Source organism: Gallicola sp. Sow4_E12, from assembly GCF_052116305.1.
GTDB lineage: Bacteria > Bacillota > Clostridia > Tissierellales > Peptoniphilaceae > JBQKLI01.
The window spans coordinates 24,122-40,894 of the sequence record NZ_JBQKLI010000012.1; the positions used below are offsets into that span (position 1 = coordinate 24,122).

Genomic DNA, 16,773 nt, shown 5'->3' on the forward strand with positions numbered 1-16,773 from the left:
ATTGTGAAACACACTCCCGACCAGAGCTAAGGATACCATCCGGCTCTGGTCTTTTAATTGACAAATAACTTTCTTATTACTAATATAGGATTAATGCGGGTTATAAATACCTGTGAATTCAAAAAAATAGGAGTTTCTATGAACATTAAATTAGTTCTTAATATGCTCGGCAAAATATTTACATTGGAAGCTTTATTTATGATACTTCCTCTTATCGTAGCCCTTTATTACAGGGAAAGCTATCTGAATATCTTTTCGATTCTTTTTGTTATCGGTATTTTATTAGTACTAGGTCTCGCTGCTAATTTTATCGATAATAGAGATATGGTATTTGGCGTGAAGGAAGGATTTGCTGTTGTAACCTTCTCTTGGCTAGGAATGTCTTTTTTCGGCGGTCTGCCCTTCGTAATAAACGGACAGATTCCAAGCCTTATCGATGCTTTTTTCGAGATGGCCTCCGGCTTTACTACAACGGGAGCCAGTATTTTAACGGATGTAGAATCCCTTTCTCAGTCCATGCTTTTTTGGAGAAGCTTTTCGCATTTCATCGGTGGAATGGGTATTCTTGTTTTCGCTTTGGCTGTTCTTCCGAAAGATGTCAGAGGTACCGTCAACGTAATGAAAGCAGAGGTCCCTGGTCCCAGCTTCGGAAAACTTGTCAGCAAATTAGATATTACTGCTAAAATCCTTTATAAAATTTATGTAGCCATGACCCTTGTTTTAATCCTGGTTTTGATTATAGCCGGTATGTCTCCCTTTGACTCTATGATTCACGCTTTTGGAGCTGCCGGAACTGGAGGTTTCAGCAACAAAGCTGCCAGTGTAGGCTATTATAACAGCGCTCTTATAGACTATATATTGGGGATTGGGATGATCGTATTTGGTATTAACTTCAACCTTTATTATATGATTTTAATCGGACGGGCACGAGATGTATTTCACAGCGAAGAATTAAAAGTTTATCTGTTTATTATCATCGGTGCAGTGGCCCTTATTTGTTTTAATCTCCGAGACCTCTATGGCAGTTTTTCGGAATTATTGCGTCATGTGTTTTTCACCGTTTCATCTATTATAACAACCACAGGGTATGCTACCGTAGATTTCGACTTATGGCATCCCTTTTCTAGAACTATACTTTTAATGCTGATGTTTATCGGTTCTTGTGCCGGATCGACAGCTGGAGGACTGAAAGTTTCCCGAATTGTGATATTAGTAAAATCAGCGATCAACGAAGTGCGAAAAGCCATCCAGCCTCGAAGAGTTTTTCTGATTACTGAAACGGAAAAAAAACTTCCGGGAAATATCATTCGCAGCACCCAAAACTATTTCTTTATCTATATGCTGGTCTTTGCAACGTTTCTTTTGGCAGTTTCCTTTGATGCCAATAATTTCCTGACGGCCTTCAGCTCTGTTGCAGCAACCTTAAACAATATCGGGCCAGGAATGTCTGCAGTAGGTCCTACGGGAAATTTTGCTTTTTACAGACCTTTCGTTAAAATCATGCTGACGATAGCGATGATCGTAGGCCGTCTGGAAATTATACCGATCCTTGTACTGTTTATGCCGAGTACATGGAAAAAACGAACTTAATACAAAACAAACCGTTTCATTATAAATCTGTTATGATAGGATGAATGACTAAATTGGAGGAATTATGAAAATTGTAATTGTTGGCGGCGGAAAAGTAGGCAATGCCATCTGCAGAGAATTAGAAGAATATTGCGATATCGTTTTAATCGATATCGATCCGAATGTTGTCGAGATGCTTTTTTCACAATACGATATCCAAGCCGTTGTCGGAAACGGCGCCGATGTAAATATTCAAAAGGAGGCAACTGTGGAAGATGCAGATATCTTTCTTGCAGTTACCACCTCTGACGAACTGAATATGGTCTCTTGTATTGTGGCAAAGGAACTAGGAGTAAAGCACATTATCGCCCGGGTTCGAAATCCGGAATATCGAAATAGTGTGGATTTTATAAAGAGCCGTCTGGGAATTACTGCCATGATCAACCCCGAAGAAGAAGCAGCAAAGAAAATCTCCCAGATTCTTCAGTTCCCTACAGCTATAGGTGTTGAAACCTTTGCAGAAGAAAAAGTCCATATGGTATCCGTCCTTATCGAAGAAAATACCTTCTTAAAGGATGTGACATTAAAAGAATTCGACGAGTCTTTCGATGGAAAGCTCTTGATATGTATTGTAGAAAGAGATGGTGAAGCTTTCATACCGAAAGGCGCCACACGTATATTGGAAGGGGATATTGTTCATCTGACAGGAAGCCACGATGACCTGAATAAATTTTATCGAAATTTCAAAGAATTCAACTCCCCCATCGATTCTACTTTGATTATCGGCGGCGGAAAAATGGGATACTATCTCCTCCGAGAATTGACAAACAAAAAGATGGAGATCAAACTCATCGAGATAAAACCAGAAACAACAGAATTCCTTTCTGAAACGTTCCCGGATATTTCCGTAATACATGCCGATGGAACAGATCAGGATATTTTAGACAGCGAAGGAATTTCAGCTTATGACAGCTGCATCGCTTTAACAGGAATTGATGAAGAAAATATTATTATTTCTATTTTTTCAAAATACAGAAATGTAAGAAAATCCATCGCCAAGGTAAATCGTACTTCCATGTTGAAGCTTATCGGTCATACAGAACTGGATACTATTATCACTCCTCAAAGAATCATAGCCGATAAAATCGTCCGTTTTGTCCGCTCCTTAAATGCTACTGGGGATACTGCTATAGAAAACCTTCATACATTAGCCGATCACAAAGTCGAAGCTTTAGAATTCATAGCCAACGAACATTCAAAGGGAATCGGTATCCCTTTAATGGAGTTGGAACTCTTAGACAACACTATGGTAGCCTTTATCTTTAGAGCCGGCGAACTGCTTTTCCCAAGCGGTAAAGATTCGATATTGGCAGGAGACCGTGTTGTTATTGTCACCACCCATAATAATATCGATGAATTAAACGATCTTCTTGTGAAATAGGTGAGTATATGAATTATCGTTTAATCCTAAGTATGTTAGGAAGAATCTTGACTTTAGAAGCGCTTTTCATGGCAGCGCCGCTTATGGTGGCGCTTATTTATAAAGAAAGTTTATTGAACATTTTCTCCATGCTTGTCGTAATTGCCATACTTCTAGCTATAGGCTTTTTATCCAGTACAATCGACCTTGCCCATATGCATTTTGGCGTAAAAGAAGGTTTCGTCGCTGTTACTCTAACCTGGATATTAATGTCATTATTCGGCTGTCTGCCTCTTTTAATCAATGGACAGATCCCGGACTTCATCGATGCTTTTTTCGAAATCGCATCCGGTTTTACTACAACCGGGGCAAGTGTCCTGCCGGCAGGAGAATATTTATCGAAATCGATGATGTTTTGGAGAAGCTTTACCCACTTTATAGGAGGAATGGGAATCCTTGTTTTCGCTTTAGCTGTGTTTCCAAAAAAAGTAGATGGAACCGTTTATGTAATGAAAGCTGAAATGCCCGGCCCCTCTTTCGGCAAACTTGTATCTAAAGCAGATATCACCGCTAAAATCCTATATAAAATCTACATAACAATGACGATAGCACTGATAATTATCTTGATCTTCGCTGGAATGGATCCATACGATTCTATGATTCACGCTTTTGGAACTGCAGGAACAGGAGGATTCAGCAATAAAGCACTGAGTATTGCCGAATTCAACAATCCTCTTATCGATTATATCTTGGCAATATTTATGTATGCCTTCAGCATTAATTTTTATATATATTATTTAATTTTGATCGGCCGGGGAAAAGAAGCCTTTCGAAGCGAGGAACTAAAAGCCTATTTTATGATTCTTATTGCGGCGGTTTTACTAATTTCTTTTAATGTAAAAGATATGTATCAGTCCTTTTCCGAAATGTTTCGGCACGTATTTTTTACCGTAACGTCTATTATGTCTACCACCGGATTTGCCAACACCGATTTCACTGCTTGGCCGGAATTTTCTCATTTTGTTTTAAATATCCTTATCTTCATCGGATCCTGTGCCGGGTCGACTGGAGGAGGTCTTAAAGTATCCAGGATTATTATCCTTATTAAAGCAGGACTTAACGAAATCAAACAATCTATCAGCCCAAGAAGAGTTTTAACGATAACAGAAGACGCCAGACGGGTTCCAGACAATATTATAAAAAGCGCTCTCGTCTACTTCTTTATTTATGTTATAACTTTTATCACCCTCCTGTTTTTTGTCTCTCTCGATAACGTAGACAGCACCACCGCTTTTAATGCAGTATCCGCTACCTTAAATACAAACGCTCCCGGTGTAGAAATCGTGGGCCTCGACGGAACCTATTCTTTCTTCAGTCCTTTAAGCAAAATCTTTTTAACGATGGCTATGATTATAGGAAGACTTGAAATCATCCCCATACTAGTACTCTTTATGCCTAGAACCTGGAAGACGAAATATTGATTGAAAAGAGGAAGAGATAGGCGGGATTGCTTTGCAACCCAGGCAGGATGCCTTTGGCACCTAGGCACTAGGCGGCACACCTACGGTGGCTAGGAGAAGAAAGGGCGTAGGTGATAGGGACTAGCGAGTAGGGATGGTAGAAAATGCAGAGCATTTTCTTCGCATATAAAAAGGCGTCGTTAGACGCTCCCCTGCTTCTAAGCGTTGGGGGTGTAAAAGGAGGGGGGTCTGTGGGAGGATATGAGGTCGAATCGCAACGCCCTTCATCCTCCCCCAGAGCTGGAAACTGAGACCTTTCGTATACCGTATAAGCAACGAAAAACCATAACCAAAAGCTTAAGCTTTTTTAGAAGAAAAGAATATAATATTAATTTATAAAACACAAAAGACAATCCCCTTCGGAATTGTCTTTTGGTTTTATAGAAAGTTTAATTGTTCTGGGTCTTTTTGGCGAAAGAAGAAATCTGGTTTTTTCTCTATAAGTTTTTGATAAAGATTTTCATGATTTTCTTCTAAAAAGAAATCTCCTTCCTCCGGGTTTAAAACTACCGGCATTCTGTGATGAATGCTCCCCATTTCTCCGAAAGAATCTAACGTTAAAATCGAAATCTCTTTTTTTCCTTCTTCGTTATAACGGTATAATCCGCCTAAATAAAAATATGATTCTTCTTGTATTCCGATTTCGTATCGGGTATTCGCTTTACCGCTTTTTTTCCATTCGAAAAAGAAGGAAGCTGGAATGATACAGCGCCGCTCTTTATAATCTTCTAAAAAGAAACCGGAAGGATATAGCTTGTCGATTCGGCTGTTGATAATCGGTCGATTTAGAAAATCTACCCGAATTCCCCACAAGTCCTTTTGAAAACCAGAACCTTTCTCTCGATAATAAATATCCATACCGGGAGAATATTCTTTTTTCTTAACGGGATTTAGAACATCCCAGGATTCTCTTAGATCTTCCGGATCGAAGTAAAATCTGCCGCACATTATTCGCTTAAGAGAGATAATGCATCTTCTAGAACGCGCTCAACGGTAAAACCGAACTCTTCAAAAAGTGTCGCTGCAGGAGCAGAAGCACCGAAATGATCGATTCCGATTGCCTTGCCGTCAAGACCTACATATCGTTCCCATCCGAAAGTAGCTCCTGCTTCTACAGATATTCTCTTTCTCACTTCTTTTGGAAGTACTCTTTCTTTATATTCTTCATCTTGTTCTTCAAAGACATCCATACTCGGCATAGAAACTACACGGACACCATATCCCTGCTGCTCCAGCTTTTCAGCTGCTTTGTAGATCAAAGAAACTTCTGATCCGGATGCCATTAAGATAATATCCATTTTCTCGCCGAAATCTCGAAGTACATAAGCTCCTTTTAAAGCGTCTTTCCCTGTTTCTTTAAGATTTTCAAGTTTTTGTCTTGTTAAGGCAATCGCAGTAGGACCTGTTTTATGTCGTAGTCCATAGCTGTAGGCAGCTGCTGTTTCCTTAGCATCGCAAGGTCTGAAAAGAGTCATGTTAGGAGTGGATCTTAACATCGCAAGCTGTTCGATCGGCTCATGAGTCGGTCCGTCTTCTCCTACACCGATACTATCGTGAGTTAACACATAAAGAAGTCTTAACTTCATAATAGAAGCAAGTCTCATCGGCGGTTTCATATAATCTGCAAAGACAAAGAAAGTTGAGCAGTATGGAACAAATCCTCCATGAAGAGCAATACCGTTTGTAATAGCTGTCATCGCCAATTCCCGAACACCAAACTGAATATTTCTACCTTCCCGATTATCCTTTGAATAATTGGAAGTATTTTTCATATTCGACTTGTTTGATGGCGCCAAGTCAGCAGATCCGCCGATTAAGTTTGTCATCTTTTCAGCTAGTTTGTTTAAAACAACGCCAGAATGAGATCTTGTTGCATCGTCTTTTTCAAACTCATAGAATTCGTCGCTGTCTAAATACTCTTCTGGTATCTCGCCATTTAACGAATTTTCTAATTCTTCCCCTAATTCAGGAAAGGCTTTTTGATATTCAGAATAAAGGGCATCCCATTCTTCGTTTAACTTCTTTGATCTATTTTTAGATTCTTCCACTAAAGATCTTACTTCCTCTGGAACATAGAACTCTTCTTCATATTCCCATTGGAATTTTTCTTTTAGTTTTACCACATTTTCTTCTCCAAGAGGTGCTCCATGAGACTTCTCGGAATCTTCTAGTACAGATCCATAGCCGATCTTTGTTTTAATCTCAATGATAGAAGGCTTGTCTGTTTTTTTAGCTTCCTCTATTGTAGAAGCTATTTTTTCTAAATCATTTCCATCTTCTACGAAAAATGTACTCCATCCCAATGCATCATATCTTTTTAATACATCTTCAGAGAATGTATTGTCTGTTCTTCCTTCAATACTGATATTATTGGAATCGTATAAAACGATCAGCTTTTCAAGTCCCATAGAGCCGGCAAAAGAAGCTGCCTCGTTTGTGATGCCTTCCATCATACATCCGTCGCTGGATAAAACATAAGTATAATGGTCGATGATATTAAAATTATCTTTGTTAAAACGTGCTGCAAGATTCGATTCGGCAAGTGCCATACCGACTCCCATTGCAAACCCTTGTCCTAAAGGACCTGTAGTTGCTTCTACTCCCACAGTGTCTCCGTATTCAGGATGACCTGGCGTATTGCTGCCCCATTGTCTGAAGCTTTGAAGATCTTCTTTTGTAACACCGTATCCGAAAATATGAAGCAAAGAATACAGCAGCATGGATCCATGACCTGCCGATAATATAAAGCGGTCTCTGTTGATCCAGTTTGGATTTTCCGGATTATGATTCATACAATCATTCCATAACGAAAAAGCCATTGGCGCAGCCCCTAAAGGTAGTCCCGGATGACCGGAGTTCGCTTTTTGAACACCTTCAGCGGATAAAATACGAATCGTATTGACTGCCAAGTTTTTTATACTCATGTGTTGTCCACCTTTCTTATTTTAGATATCTAATTATTAGATTATCATTTTTACCTACCCAATGCAAGATGAGAGATCCTTTAGAAAACAAAAGAACCAAGATACCTGCTCTCGATTCTTATGCCGTTATGCTGCTATTGGTTTTTGCTATTTTTTCGATCTTTCCCTCTTTTATTTCTACTATTTCATCATAGAGGCTCTTGTCTTCCTGACTCAGCTTATGGGTAATACAGATACAGGTCTTGTCTTTCAGCTGCAGGATCTGTTTTAAAATTTCTTTTGAGGTGCCTCTGTCCAAGGAAGAGGTCGCTTCATCTAAAATAAGTATCGGACTTTCCCTCATCAGCATTCTAGCAATAGCTATCCGCTGTTTTTCTCCTCCGGATAAATTATGTCCGCATTCAAAGATATAATCGTCTAGTCCAAGCCGCTTATCCTGCATGACCTGATACAGCCCCGAGCATCGCAGCACCTCCTGGATCTTTTCTTCATCGATTTCTTTAAATAAAGTGATGTTCTCTCTAATAGTACCGTCAAACAAAAAAATATCCTGATGAATTGAGGAGATTACCATACTAAGAGCGTCTTCCGACAAATCCTTGTATTCTTTTCCATCTATCTTAAGTTTGCCTTTATAATGATCGAAATAATTTAGAATCAATTTGCAGATTGTACTTTTCCCAGCTCCGCTTTCGCCAGTTATGGCATACTTTTTCCCTTTTTGAAAACACATATTGGCGCCTTTTAGAATTTTCTTATCCTGAAATGAAAATTCAAGGTTTTCCAATACAATTTCTTTTTGAAATTCTTTAATTTCAGCGATTCCTTTCGAAACCTTCTTCGATTCTATAAAGGCCAACTGCTCCTTTAAAAGTTCTTTTGAAGAGTTCCGCTCGTTTATTATTTCGTTCAGTCCGCCGATTGGATTAATCAAAGACGACATCAGCTGGGCTATCGCTACCAATTCTCCTATTCTAATTTCATCTCTTATCACAAGAATCGAAACAATAGATATAATTGCAATAATAAGCCCTTCTCCCAAAATAAGATTATAAGAATTGATATTTGATATTTTAACCGAAAAAACCCTCTTTTTCTCAAGCAGCTCCTCTTTCGATTGATTAAAAGAACGGTCGGCAAAAGATTCTAGTTTATTATTTCGAATAATTTCAAAGGCAGATAGCAGCTCTTTTATCTTTATCACATTTTTGCCTATTTCATCATAATAACTGTTTTTATAGCCTGATAGTTTTTCTCCCAATTTCCCTGAAATAAGAAGATATAATATTCCCACTCCCAGCGAGAGGACTATCATTCGAATATCAATATATATCAGCGACACTAGGGCAAAAAGAACGGCAGACACCATCTGCACTATATCATAAATCCCTGCTATATAAGAATCCACCACATCTTCTGTATTATTTGTCAGAAGAGACAAGTATCTTCCCTCCGGCTCCTGATAATATTTTCGAAGGGGCTGTTTTAATATCCCCTGATACAGGTCCCTCCGATAATAAGATTCCGTTTTTTTTATATACATCCCTTTTAGATAGTTATTTGTGCTGTTTAACATGATTTGGACCAATAGATAAAGAGCACTGATTCCTAAATAAAACAAAAGCTGTTCTTCCCCTTTTTCCATAGCACTGTTTACAAGACCGGATAGTATAAAAGCTAAACTGATTTGAAGGAAAGATTCCATCAGTGTTAAAAACAAAGTAAAGAACAGCAGATATTTTTCTATTAATATATATTTTTTCATAATATCCTCAATTAAAATCGATTCTTTTGAAATATCTTTTATTCGCCAAATACATCGGTATATTATAGATCAGCCAGACAGCTATCGAAATGATTAACGTATACAGCAGACTGTTTCCTCCAAAATCCATCACTTCTCTAAACCCTGCAGGAGTCAAATGTTTTGCCCATGCAATAGAAGGCGTAGTTTTAATAAATATATACAAAAACAAGGTTCCAAAAATAGATACTCCAGCAGGAAAACGCAAAGATAAACTAAAACCGATATGGATATAAAACAGAAAACCGATCAAGATTTGAAAACTATCGTAGATCAGCGGAAGTATTTCTCCCTTTCCTCTGGAAAAAGTACCTGTAGCAAGATCTGCTCCTTGAAATAAAAAATAATAGGCGATCGCACTTCCGGCAATATAAAGCAGAATAAAAAGAAAATACACAATATACACCGAAAAATATTTTCCCTTAAGGATCTTTTCTCTAGGTATATCTTTATATAAATAGATTTGCTTTTCTTCTATTTCCTGATATAAGGATACAGAAGACATATAAATCAGGATGATAAGCGGTACAAGGACACCGCTTTGTACGAAAAGCTGCAGATTGATAAAGCCCAATACACTAAGCTTACCTTCATAATTCATAATACTCGGATTTATTCGTATCACTGCCGAAAATAAGATCGGCCACAAAGACAAGAGCATTAAGAGTCCAGTATCCTTTCTCTTTAATACTTTTCCCAGTTCTTCCATGAAAAATTCCATACTTTCCTCCTACAACACTTTTATCATCATAAAAATCGGAATTTTATTATAGTTATATCTTTTCATTTTTCACCTCAATTAAATTCAGCCTTTTTAAAATAGTTTCTGTTTATCCTATAAAGAGGAATATTATATAGAAGCCATATTGAAATAGACAAGAGCAGTACTATTCTCATATCTGCTATGGGAAAGTCTAAAATATCTGTATATCCAAAAGGAGTAAAGTATTTTATATTGCCAAAAAAACCTATAATATTTTGAATTCCATAAAGAATCAAGGCTATAAAAATCGTAACTCCTGTAGAATATCTCAAAGATAAACTTATTCCTACATGAATAAAAAAGAGTATCAGCATCAAAATCTGAAAGCAGTCAAATAGTATCGACCCTATATTCTCCGGCGAAGCTGAAAAACTATTTACTGCATTTTCCGCCCCTGCATAAATCGTAAAGAAAAAGAAAAAGCAGCTTAGAATATAAAAAATCAAAAAGATAAAATATGTACCGTATACAGAAAAATATTTCGAATGCAGAATCTGTGTTCTCGGAATATCTTTATAGAGATAGATCTGCTTTTCTTTTATTTCTTTATAAAAGGACATCGAAGCAACCACAATAATAATCAATATCGGAAGAAATATAATCTGCTGAAAAACCATCTGTCCGTACAAAAACTCCAATGCCCCTACTTGAATTCCTTCCAAGATAAAAAACCCGCTTTGGCTTCGAATCCCGACGCTGACTAAAGCCGGCCACAACACTAAAAGCATTAGAAGCATCGCGTCCTTTCGTTTAAGTGTTTTCTTCAATTCTTCTATTGAAAGTTCCATATTATTCTCCTAAAAAAATTTCTCCAAAGTTGATTTTTTTGTATCGACGGACATAATCTTATATTCTTTAGACAATGTTTCCATAAGAAGACTGAGATCTTCTCCTTGAACCGCTGTTGTAATAGTCCTTCCAGAAACTCTTCCTTTAAAACTTTCTGTCGGTGTGTATTCCCGATCCAGCTCTATTGTAATTTCGGGGCTATCATTTGGCACACCATCGAAGACGATAACACCTTTTTGAATAACAAGAACCCTTTCGCATACTGCACTTAATTCATGCAGCTGATGACTGGAGACAAGGGCTGCTATCTGATCTTCTTTCACTCTTTGATGAAGGATTTTAATCAGATCCTTCATTCCGTTGGGATCAAGTCCTACAAAGGGCTCGTCTAGTATAAGCATCTTCGGTTTTCCCGACAAAGCCAAAGCAAGGCCCAGCCTCTGTTTCATACCGAAGGAAAAACTCTTCACTTTTTTGTCTCTGCTTTTTAAAAGCCCCACCATCTCTAGATGTTCTTCTATCGAAGGAAGAAATTCCTTTTTCCCATGAATTTTTAGATAGTATTCCATGTTTTCATAAGCGCTGAGTTGTGGAAAAAATACAGGTTCCAGCAAAATCCCCACGTCTTTGAGCAGATAATCTTTTGAGTAAAGATCTTCTCCATTGATCTTTACAGTTCCCTCCGTAGGGGAAATAAATTTGCACATGGTCTTCATTAAGGTAGACTTCCCCGCCCCGTTTGCACCGATAAGCCCGGCCATCTCGCCTCTTTTTAAAGTAAAATCAGCTTGTTTTAGCGAAAACTCCTCTGCTTTTTTATATTTTTTACTCAAATTTATAACTTCGATCATGACTCGAACTTCCTTTCCTAAACAATTTATCCGCTATAAAGAGCACTGCTATCTGTGTAAGGAACAGTGTAATAATTTGGGACGGATCTACGATACTCTCCGAAACTTGTATAATGAGATCCCCAGAAAAACGGTTGGTCTGCTCGATTAATACATCCCATTTTCCGCTTCTCTCTAAAAGACTGCCGGATACTGTATAGGCTATTGTGGTAAGCAGCGGAAAGATCCATAAACCTTTTTTCAGGGTATTCTTTTTGTAAAGGATGATATTATAAACTGCCGGAATCACAATAAGCATCATCAGCAAAAAGAATATATTTACATTTGGGGTTATAAGATAAGCTAAACCATAGTTTATCCCATTCAACACTGCAGCTATTACTATTGTCATGTTCTCCTCCTATCCTATCGTCGCAAAAATATTGTAAATCCAATGGGCCACCATGGCGCCTTTAACATTGAAAAAGATTCGTATCATCCCAAGCACCATACCTATGGGAAATCGCACAAAAAGATTCGATAAAAACGTTTCGTTAATATGAAGCAGCAGTGCAAAAATCAGTGATGTCAGGATCAAAGCATAAACACTTCCTATCTTTTCATTCAGATAATCATAATGCAGTTTTCGAAACAGATATTCTTCTCCAATCCCAATCGCTAAAAAATGAATAGTCATCGAATAATCCGTAAACTGTAGAAGAAATATAAACAACAGTATAAATCCTGCTGCAGTTCTCCATCCAACCTCTACTCTTCTTTCAAAATTCAGCAGTCTTTTATAAATAAGCTTAGGCACTAGAACAAAGGAAAAAAGAATAGAAAGAGCTAATATACTTGCTGATACAGGCTCCGGCAGAAACCCTCCAGTCATAGCTGCCGCCAATGCAGAAAGATTTAAAGACACCGCTGCTGCAATAGTAATCACAATAATCCAAATAATAGAATTAAGTATGTCTTTCATTTCCTCTGTTGTCTTTTTGAGTTTTGTATTGTTGAGTTCCACGCCTCCTCCTTTATGCTTTGCTTGAGAATATAATCTCTGCCTTTATCTTATATCCTTATCCTTAAAAGACCCCTAACTGAATCTTAAAATAAACTTAATTCCTTTATTTATAAATAAGAACCGAGAAAATCTCGGCTCTTATTTGTAATATATTTAAACTAAATTTTTCTTTTATAGATTAGATATTATAACTGTCTCCATTTTTACGTCTTCTTGTGTACCCTGCAGATACGATAAGAATATTGATGCAGAGACCCTTATTAGATCCTAATAATTTCATCTCATTTCACCTCTATTCGGTAAATGTAATTGCTATCACTCTTTTATTAAACTCTTACGCTGTGTCCGCCTTTAAGTCTTCTTGTATATCCTGCTGATACGAAGAATACGCTTACGCAAAGCCCTTTGTTTGCTCCTAATAATTTCATCTGTTTCACCTCCTTTATTCTTAATCTAAGTACTTTTCTTACACTCTAACACTATGTCCGCCTCTAAGTCTTCTTGTATATCCTGCTGATACGAAGAATACGCTTACGCAAAGCCCTTTGTTTGCTCCTAATAATTTCATCTGTTTTCACCTCCCTTGTTTTGATATTTTAATTTATGCTAAAGGCATGAATTAACGAAATAATAGATCAAACTGCAACTCATAATAGGTGTCGTATAAACTGCAGTAGGGGTCTTTTTTATAGGTCCCTCCCGCTGCCATCGATCTTGCAAGACATCCTCTGCCGCAAAAAGCAGACTTATTGCACTCTCTGCATTCATTTATCTCAGTATCCAGCTTATCCTTAAATTCTTTTAATTTTTCCCAGGAGCTTTCTGAATCTTCTAGAATATTTCCCAGCTTAATATTATGCATCATATGACAGGGAGATAAATTCCCTTCTGCATCTACACTGATGGATTTTTCACCTGCTCCGCAGTTTTCCTTGCAATAAATTTCTTCTTGAGGACTGAAACCTTCTAATGTATATGGAAATTCTTGGAAAGAACGATTTGTGAAGCGGACAAGCTGTTTTTCTGTGACTAAAAACTCTTTGCTGTCTTTGTCCTTTGAATAGAACAGGCTATAGGTAATGGGCAGATTATACTCCTGGCTAAGTTCGTGATACTGTTCCACCCGGTCGATATTTGTTCTATTTAATGTAACGATCCCGCTGATCTCTGTACCTTCTTTGTCCGAAGCTTTCAAAATTTTCAGAATTTTTTCTTTATGGATTTTTCTTCCTAGAGGATTTTCTTCCTTTTCTATTTCGTCAATAGAGATAGCCAAGGCATCTAGATTCTTAAAAACATCTTCTTCTATTTCGATACTGCCGTTCGTAATCATTACCGTATTAAAATCTCTTTTTTTAGCTTCGTCGATAATTTCTGCTATATCTTTCCGAAGCATCGGCTCGCCTCCAGAAAGGACGAGATTCGTATAACCTCTTTTTTTTAGCTGTTTCAAAATTTTTATAAGCTCTTCAAAACTTAAATCCTTCTTCTGATTTCTGTTTGAAATTCTGGAATAACATCCGACACAATCCATATTGCATCGATGAGTTACATGAAGATAAACCTGCTTTCGAATATCTTTCGGCTGGAAAAATCCTATCTGCTCAAGGATGGGATAGGCACTGCCTTTTTGATCTCCGGTCTGTATATAGTCCCTCACAGCGTCTCTGTTTTCTTCCTCTACATAGACGACTGCCCCATTTTCAAAATTACATAAAAGCGAATGATCTTTATAAAAAACTTCTTTTATCTTCTCCATGTCTCCCCCTTTTCGATTACACTACTATCTTATCTTCCCGCTCTTAAAACCTTCATAAGCAAACCTTAAAATAACCTTATTTCCTTAAACCTTCCTTAAACATTTAAATTTGAACATAAAAATAAAAGATACCTTCTTTTTATCTGCAGGTATCTTTTATAATTTACTTTTATTCAACAGCCCCTTTACTTTTCCTAAGACGGATAATAAAGGCCTTGGAATACTCTTTATAAGGCTGTATTAATTGTAATTCCCCTTTGTGTTTTTCTACGATTCTTTTTGTTATGGATAGGCCTAAACCGCTATGGCCCATTTTGTCTTTAATCGGTTTTTTTCGAATAAAAGGCTCAAAAATCAGATTGACTAAAAAATCTTCTATTCTATTTCCATTATCTGCGATGATAATCTCCGCGAAATCTTCTCCTTCTTCAATCCCCATATAAACTCTGCCGCCTTTCTCATTATGAAATGCTGCATTTTCTACAAGATTGATAATCGCCCTTTTAATTTCCAGCTCATCTGCAAAAAGAAGAATCTCCTTCTCCTCAATATCAATAATCTGCTCCATCTCTTTCATCTCAAAACTGCTGTATTTTTCAGCGATAATATTTCGAAATAAATCCGCAATATCAATCTCTTTTAAATTTAAACTATAGTCTACTCTAGACAGTTTTCCGAAAGACATAAGGATCTGAAGCATTTTTTCCATATCATCACAATTTTCTGTAATCTTCTCTATCGGTATTTTATACTTATTTGAAAGCTCTTCTTCCATTAATAAAATACTGGCATATCCCTTGATCGGCGTAATGGAGTTTTTAATATCATGACCCAGCTCGGAAATGAGCTGATATCTTAAAAACTCGTCATTTTTTGTTTTATCCATAAGATAATCAAGCCTCTTCGTCATACTCTCAAAGGAGTCCCGCATCTCATCAAATTCTTCGATCTCGTAACTAGTATGATGAATGCTGTAATTTTCCTCCTTTACTTTTTTCATATCTTCTCTTAAATCTTCTAAAGGAACATTGACAAGACGGTCGATTCTTCTTGTAGATAGTTTCAATATAAACCAGTATCCGAAGGCCATAACAGCCGCTGCTGTAATGAAAAGCAGAAAAATCCCGGAGGTATCTTGATCTAGATCCATATCAATCCTATAATTTAAGTGGATCCGGTCTTTCGGCAGAATAAGCAGTTTATATAGATCTTCCTCTGCTCTAGAAAGTTTCGTAAGAATACCGGAATAATACCTGCCCTCTTCTTGATATTCTCCTTGGCTAAGCTCGTAGATCTCTTTCGAACTGTATCTGCTTTTTTCTTCTTCCGGAGAGAGTATATTGTACTCTCCGTCGATAATCTGTATCTTTCCTTCGTAGGCTTCAGCCTTCTTTATTTCATTCTCTCTATTTCCAAGATACTCCTGATAGCTGCTGTCTCCTCCTAAAAGATCCATCTTGTCAACTAATCTTTCCCCTGCTTGATTCATTACAAAGAGGACAAAAAGAACTAAAAAAATAACCGCAAATGTAAATAAGATAAAATGATTTCGAAGAATCTTTTTTAATGAAATCTTATTTTTCAAATCGATACCCCAGCCCCCGTATAGTTTTAATATAACGTTTCTCTGTCATCTTTTCGAGTTTTTCCCTTAATTTGCTGATATGTACCATAATCGTATTATCATCATAGGCATAGTCCTCTTCCCAGACGATTTCGTAAATCTGTTTTTTGGTGAACACCTGACCCGGAGATTCCATAAATACTCTGAGCATCTTGTATTCTGTAGGAAGAAGTTCTGTTTCTTTGCCTTTAAAATACAGTACCGGATTTCGAAGATCTAATTTTAAATCCCCCGCTTTTAACATCTCTCCCTTTCTTCCCTTTTCCATCATAGACTTTCTTCTTAAATGTGCCTCAATTCGAGCATCTAATTCCAGCGGGTTGAAAGGCTTTGTTAAATAATCGTCGGCTCCCATTTTAAGCCCTAATATAATATCCATATCTAAATCCTTTGAGGAAAGAATAATAACTGGAACCTCTCTTTCTTTTCGGATTTCTGTAAGAACTTCCAGTCCATTCATTCCCGGAAGCACAATATCCAAAAGAACTAAATCGATCTCTTCTCTCTCAAGCTTTTCAAGCCCCTCTTCTCCTGTTTCAGCTGTAAAAACCTGATACTGGGTTCCGATATAGATTTCAATAAGCTCAGAAATTTTTTTACTGTCTTCTATTACAAGTATACTCTGTCTTCTTTCCATAAACCTCCGCCTTTACGCTTTTTCTAGATAAAGCACTTTCTATAATCAGTGTACCAATTTTATCACTCCCGCTCAAGGAAAAGCTAAAAAGGGTTTAGAGAAAGAAAAAA

14 protein-coding genes are annotated in these 16,773 nt (G+C 37.3%); 3 read left to right on the forward strand and 11 right to left on the reverse strand.

Annotated elements, in window-relative coordinates:
* The first annotated feature begins 138 nt into the window (after positions 1-138).
* From ACTQ46_RS07615 to ACTQ46_RS07625, 3 genes are all read left to right on the forward strand, one after another.
* Complete coding sequence (locus ACTQ46_RS07615) at positions 139-1,590, forward strand: TrkH family potassium uptake protein (RefSeq protein WP_441748640.1); 1,452 nt, start codon at positions 139-141, stop codon at positions 1,588-1,590.
* Positions 1,591-1,654: 64 nt separating this feature from the next.
* Positions 1,655-3,010: a Trk system potassium transporter TrkA gene (gene trkA, locus ACTQ46_RS07620; RefSeq protein WP_441748642.1), complete on the forward strand. Its 1,356-nt coding sequence runs from the start codon at positions 1,655-1,657 to the stop codon at positions 3,008-3,010.
* 8 nt (positions 3,011-3,018) lie between these two features.
* Positions 3,019-4,470 carry a TrkH family potassium uptake protein gene (locus ACTQ46_RS07625; protein ID WP_441748644.1) on the forward strand — a complete coding sequence of 484 codons (1,452 nt, stop codon included), beginning with the start codon at positions 3,019-3,021 and terminating at the stop codon, positions 4,468-4,470.
* Between the two features lie 417 nt (positions 4,471-4,887).
* Here ACTQ46_RS07625 and ACTQ46_RS07630 read toward each other — a convergent pair whose 3' ends face one another.
* The 11 genes from ACTQ46_RS07630 to ACTQ46_RS07680 all read right to left on the reverse strand — a co-directional run bounded on the left by ACTQ46_RS07630 (position 4,888) and on the right by ACTQ46_RS07680 (position 16,663).
* On the reverse strand, positions 4,888-5,457 hold the full coding sequence (locus ACTQ46_RS07630) for an SOS response-associated peptidase family protein (RefSeq protein WP_441748646.1): 570 nt from the start codon (positions 5,455-5,457) through the stop codon (positions 4,888-4,890).
* On the reverse strand, positions 5,457-7,433 hold the full coding sequence (gene tkt / locus ACTQ46_RS07635; RefSeq protein ID WP_441748648.1) for a transketolase: 1,977 nt from the start codon (positions 7,431-7,433) through the stop codon (positions 5,457-5,459). Before tkt ends, ACTQ46_RS07630 begins: the two co-directional genes overlap by 1 nt.
* 118 nt (positions 7,434-7,551) lie before the next feature.
* The gene (locus ACTQ46_RS07640) at positions 7,552-9,198 is read right to left on the reverse strand and encodes an ABC transporter ATP-binding protein (RefSeq protein ID WP_441748650.1); all 1,647 of its coding nucleotides are present in this window, start codon (positions 9,196-9,198) and stop codon (positions 7,552-7,554) included.
* Positions 9,199-9,205: 7 nt separating this feature from the next.
* Positions 9,206-9,958 carry a hypothetical protein gene (locus tag ACTQ46_RS07645; RefSeq protein ID WP_441748652.1) on the reverse strand — a complete coding sequence of 251 codons (753 nt, stop codon included), beginning with the start codon at positions 9,956-9,958 and terminating at the stop codon, positions 9,206-9,208.
* A 74-nt stretch (positions 9,959-10,032) separates the two neighbouring features.
* Positions 10,033-10,788: a hypothetical protein gene (locus ACTQ46_RS07650; protein WP_441748654.1), complete on the reverse strand. Its 756-nt coding sequence runs from the start codon at positions 10,786-10,788 to the stop codon at positions 10,033-10,035.
* Between the two features lie 9 nt (positions 10,789-10,797).
* The gene (locus ACTQ46_RS07655; RefSeq protein WP_441748656.1) at positions 10,798-11,640 is read right to left on the reverse strand and encodes an ABC transporter ATP-binding protein; all 843 of its coding nucleotides are present in this window, start codon (positions 11,638-11,640) and stop codon (positions 10,798-10,800) included.
* Positions 11,615-12,031: an Msa family membrane protein gene (locus ACTQ46_RS07660; protein WP_441748658.1), complete on the reverse strand. Its 417-nt coding sequence runs from the start codon at positions 12,029-12,031 to the stop codon at positions 11,615-11,617. The genes ACTQ46_RS07655 and ACTQ46_RS07660 overlap by 26 nt, the downstream gene beginning before the upstream one ends.
* Before the next feature lie 9 nt (positions 12,032-12,040).
* On the reverse strand, positions 12,041-12,643 hold the full coding sequence (locus ACTQ46_RS07665) for a CPBP family intramembrane glutamic endopeptidase (RefSeq protein ID WP_441748660.1): 603 nt from the start codon (positions 12,641-12,643) through the stop codon (positions 12,041-12,043).
* 619 nt (positions 12,644-13,262) lie between these two features.
* Complete coding sequence (locus tag ACTQ46_RS07670) at positions 13,263-14,402, reverse strand: radical SAM protein (RefSeq protein WP_441748662.1); 1,140 nt, start codon at positions 14,400-14,402, stop codon at positions 13,263-13,265.
* A 169-nt stretch (positions 14,403-14,571) separates the two neighbouring features.
* Positions 14,572-15,987: a sensor histidine kinase gene (locus ACTQ46_RS07675; RefSeq protein ID WP_441748664.1), complete on the reverse strand. Its 1,416-nt coding sequence runs from the start codon at positions 15,985-15,987 to the stop codon at positions 14,572-14,574.
* Positions 15,977-16,663, reverse strand: coding sequence for a response regulator transcription factor (locus ACTQ46_RS07680; RefSeq protein WP_441748666.1), 687 nt, complete (start codon positions 16,661-16,663; stop codon positions 15,977-15,979). Before ACTQ46_RS07680 ends, ACTQ46_RS07675 begins: the two co-directional genes overlap by 11 nt.
* Positions 16,664-16,773 lie beyond the last annotated feature (110 nt).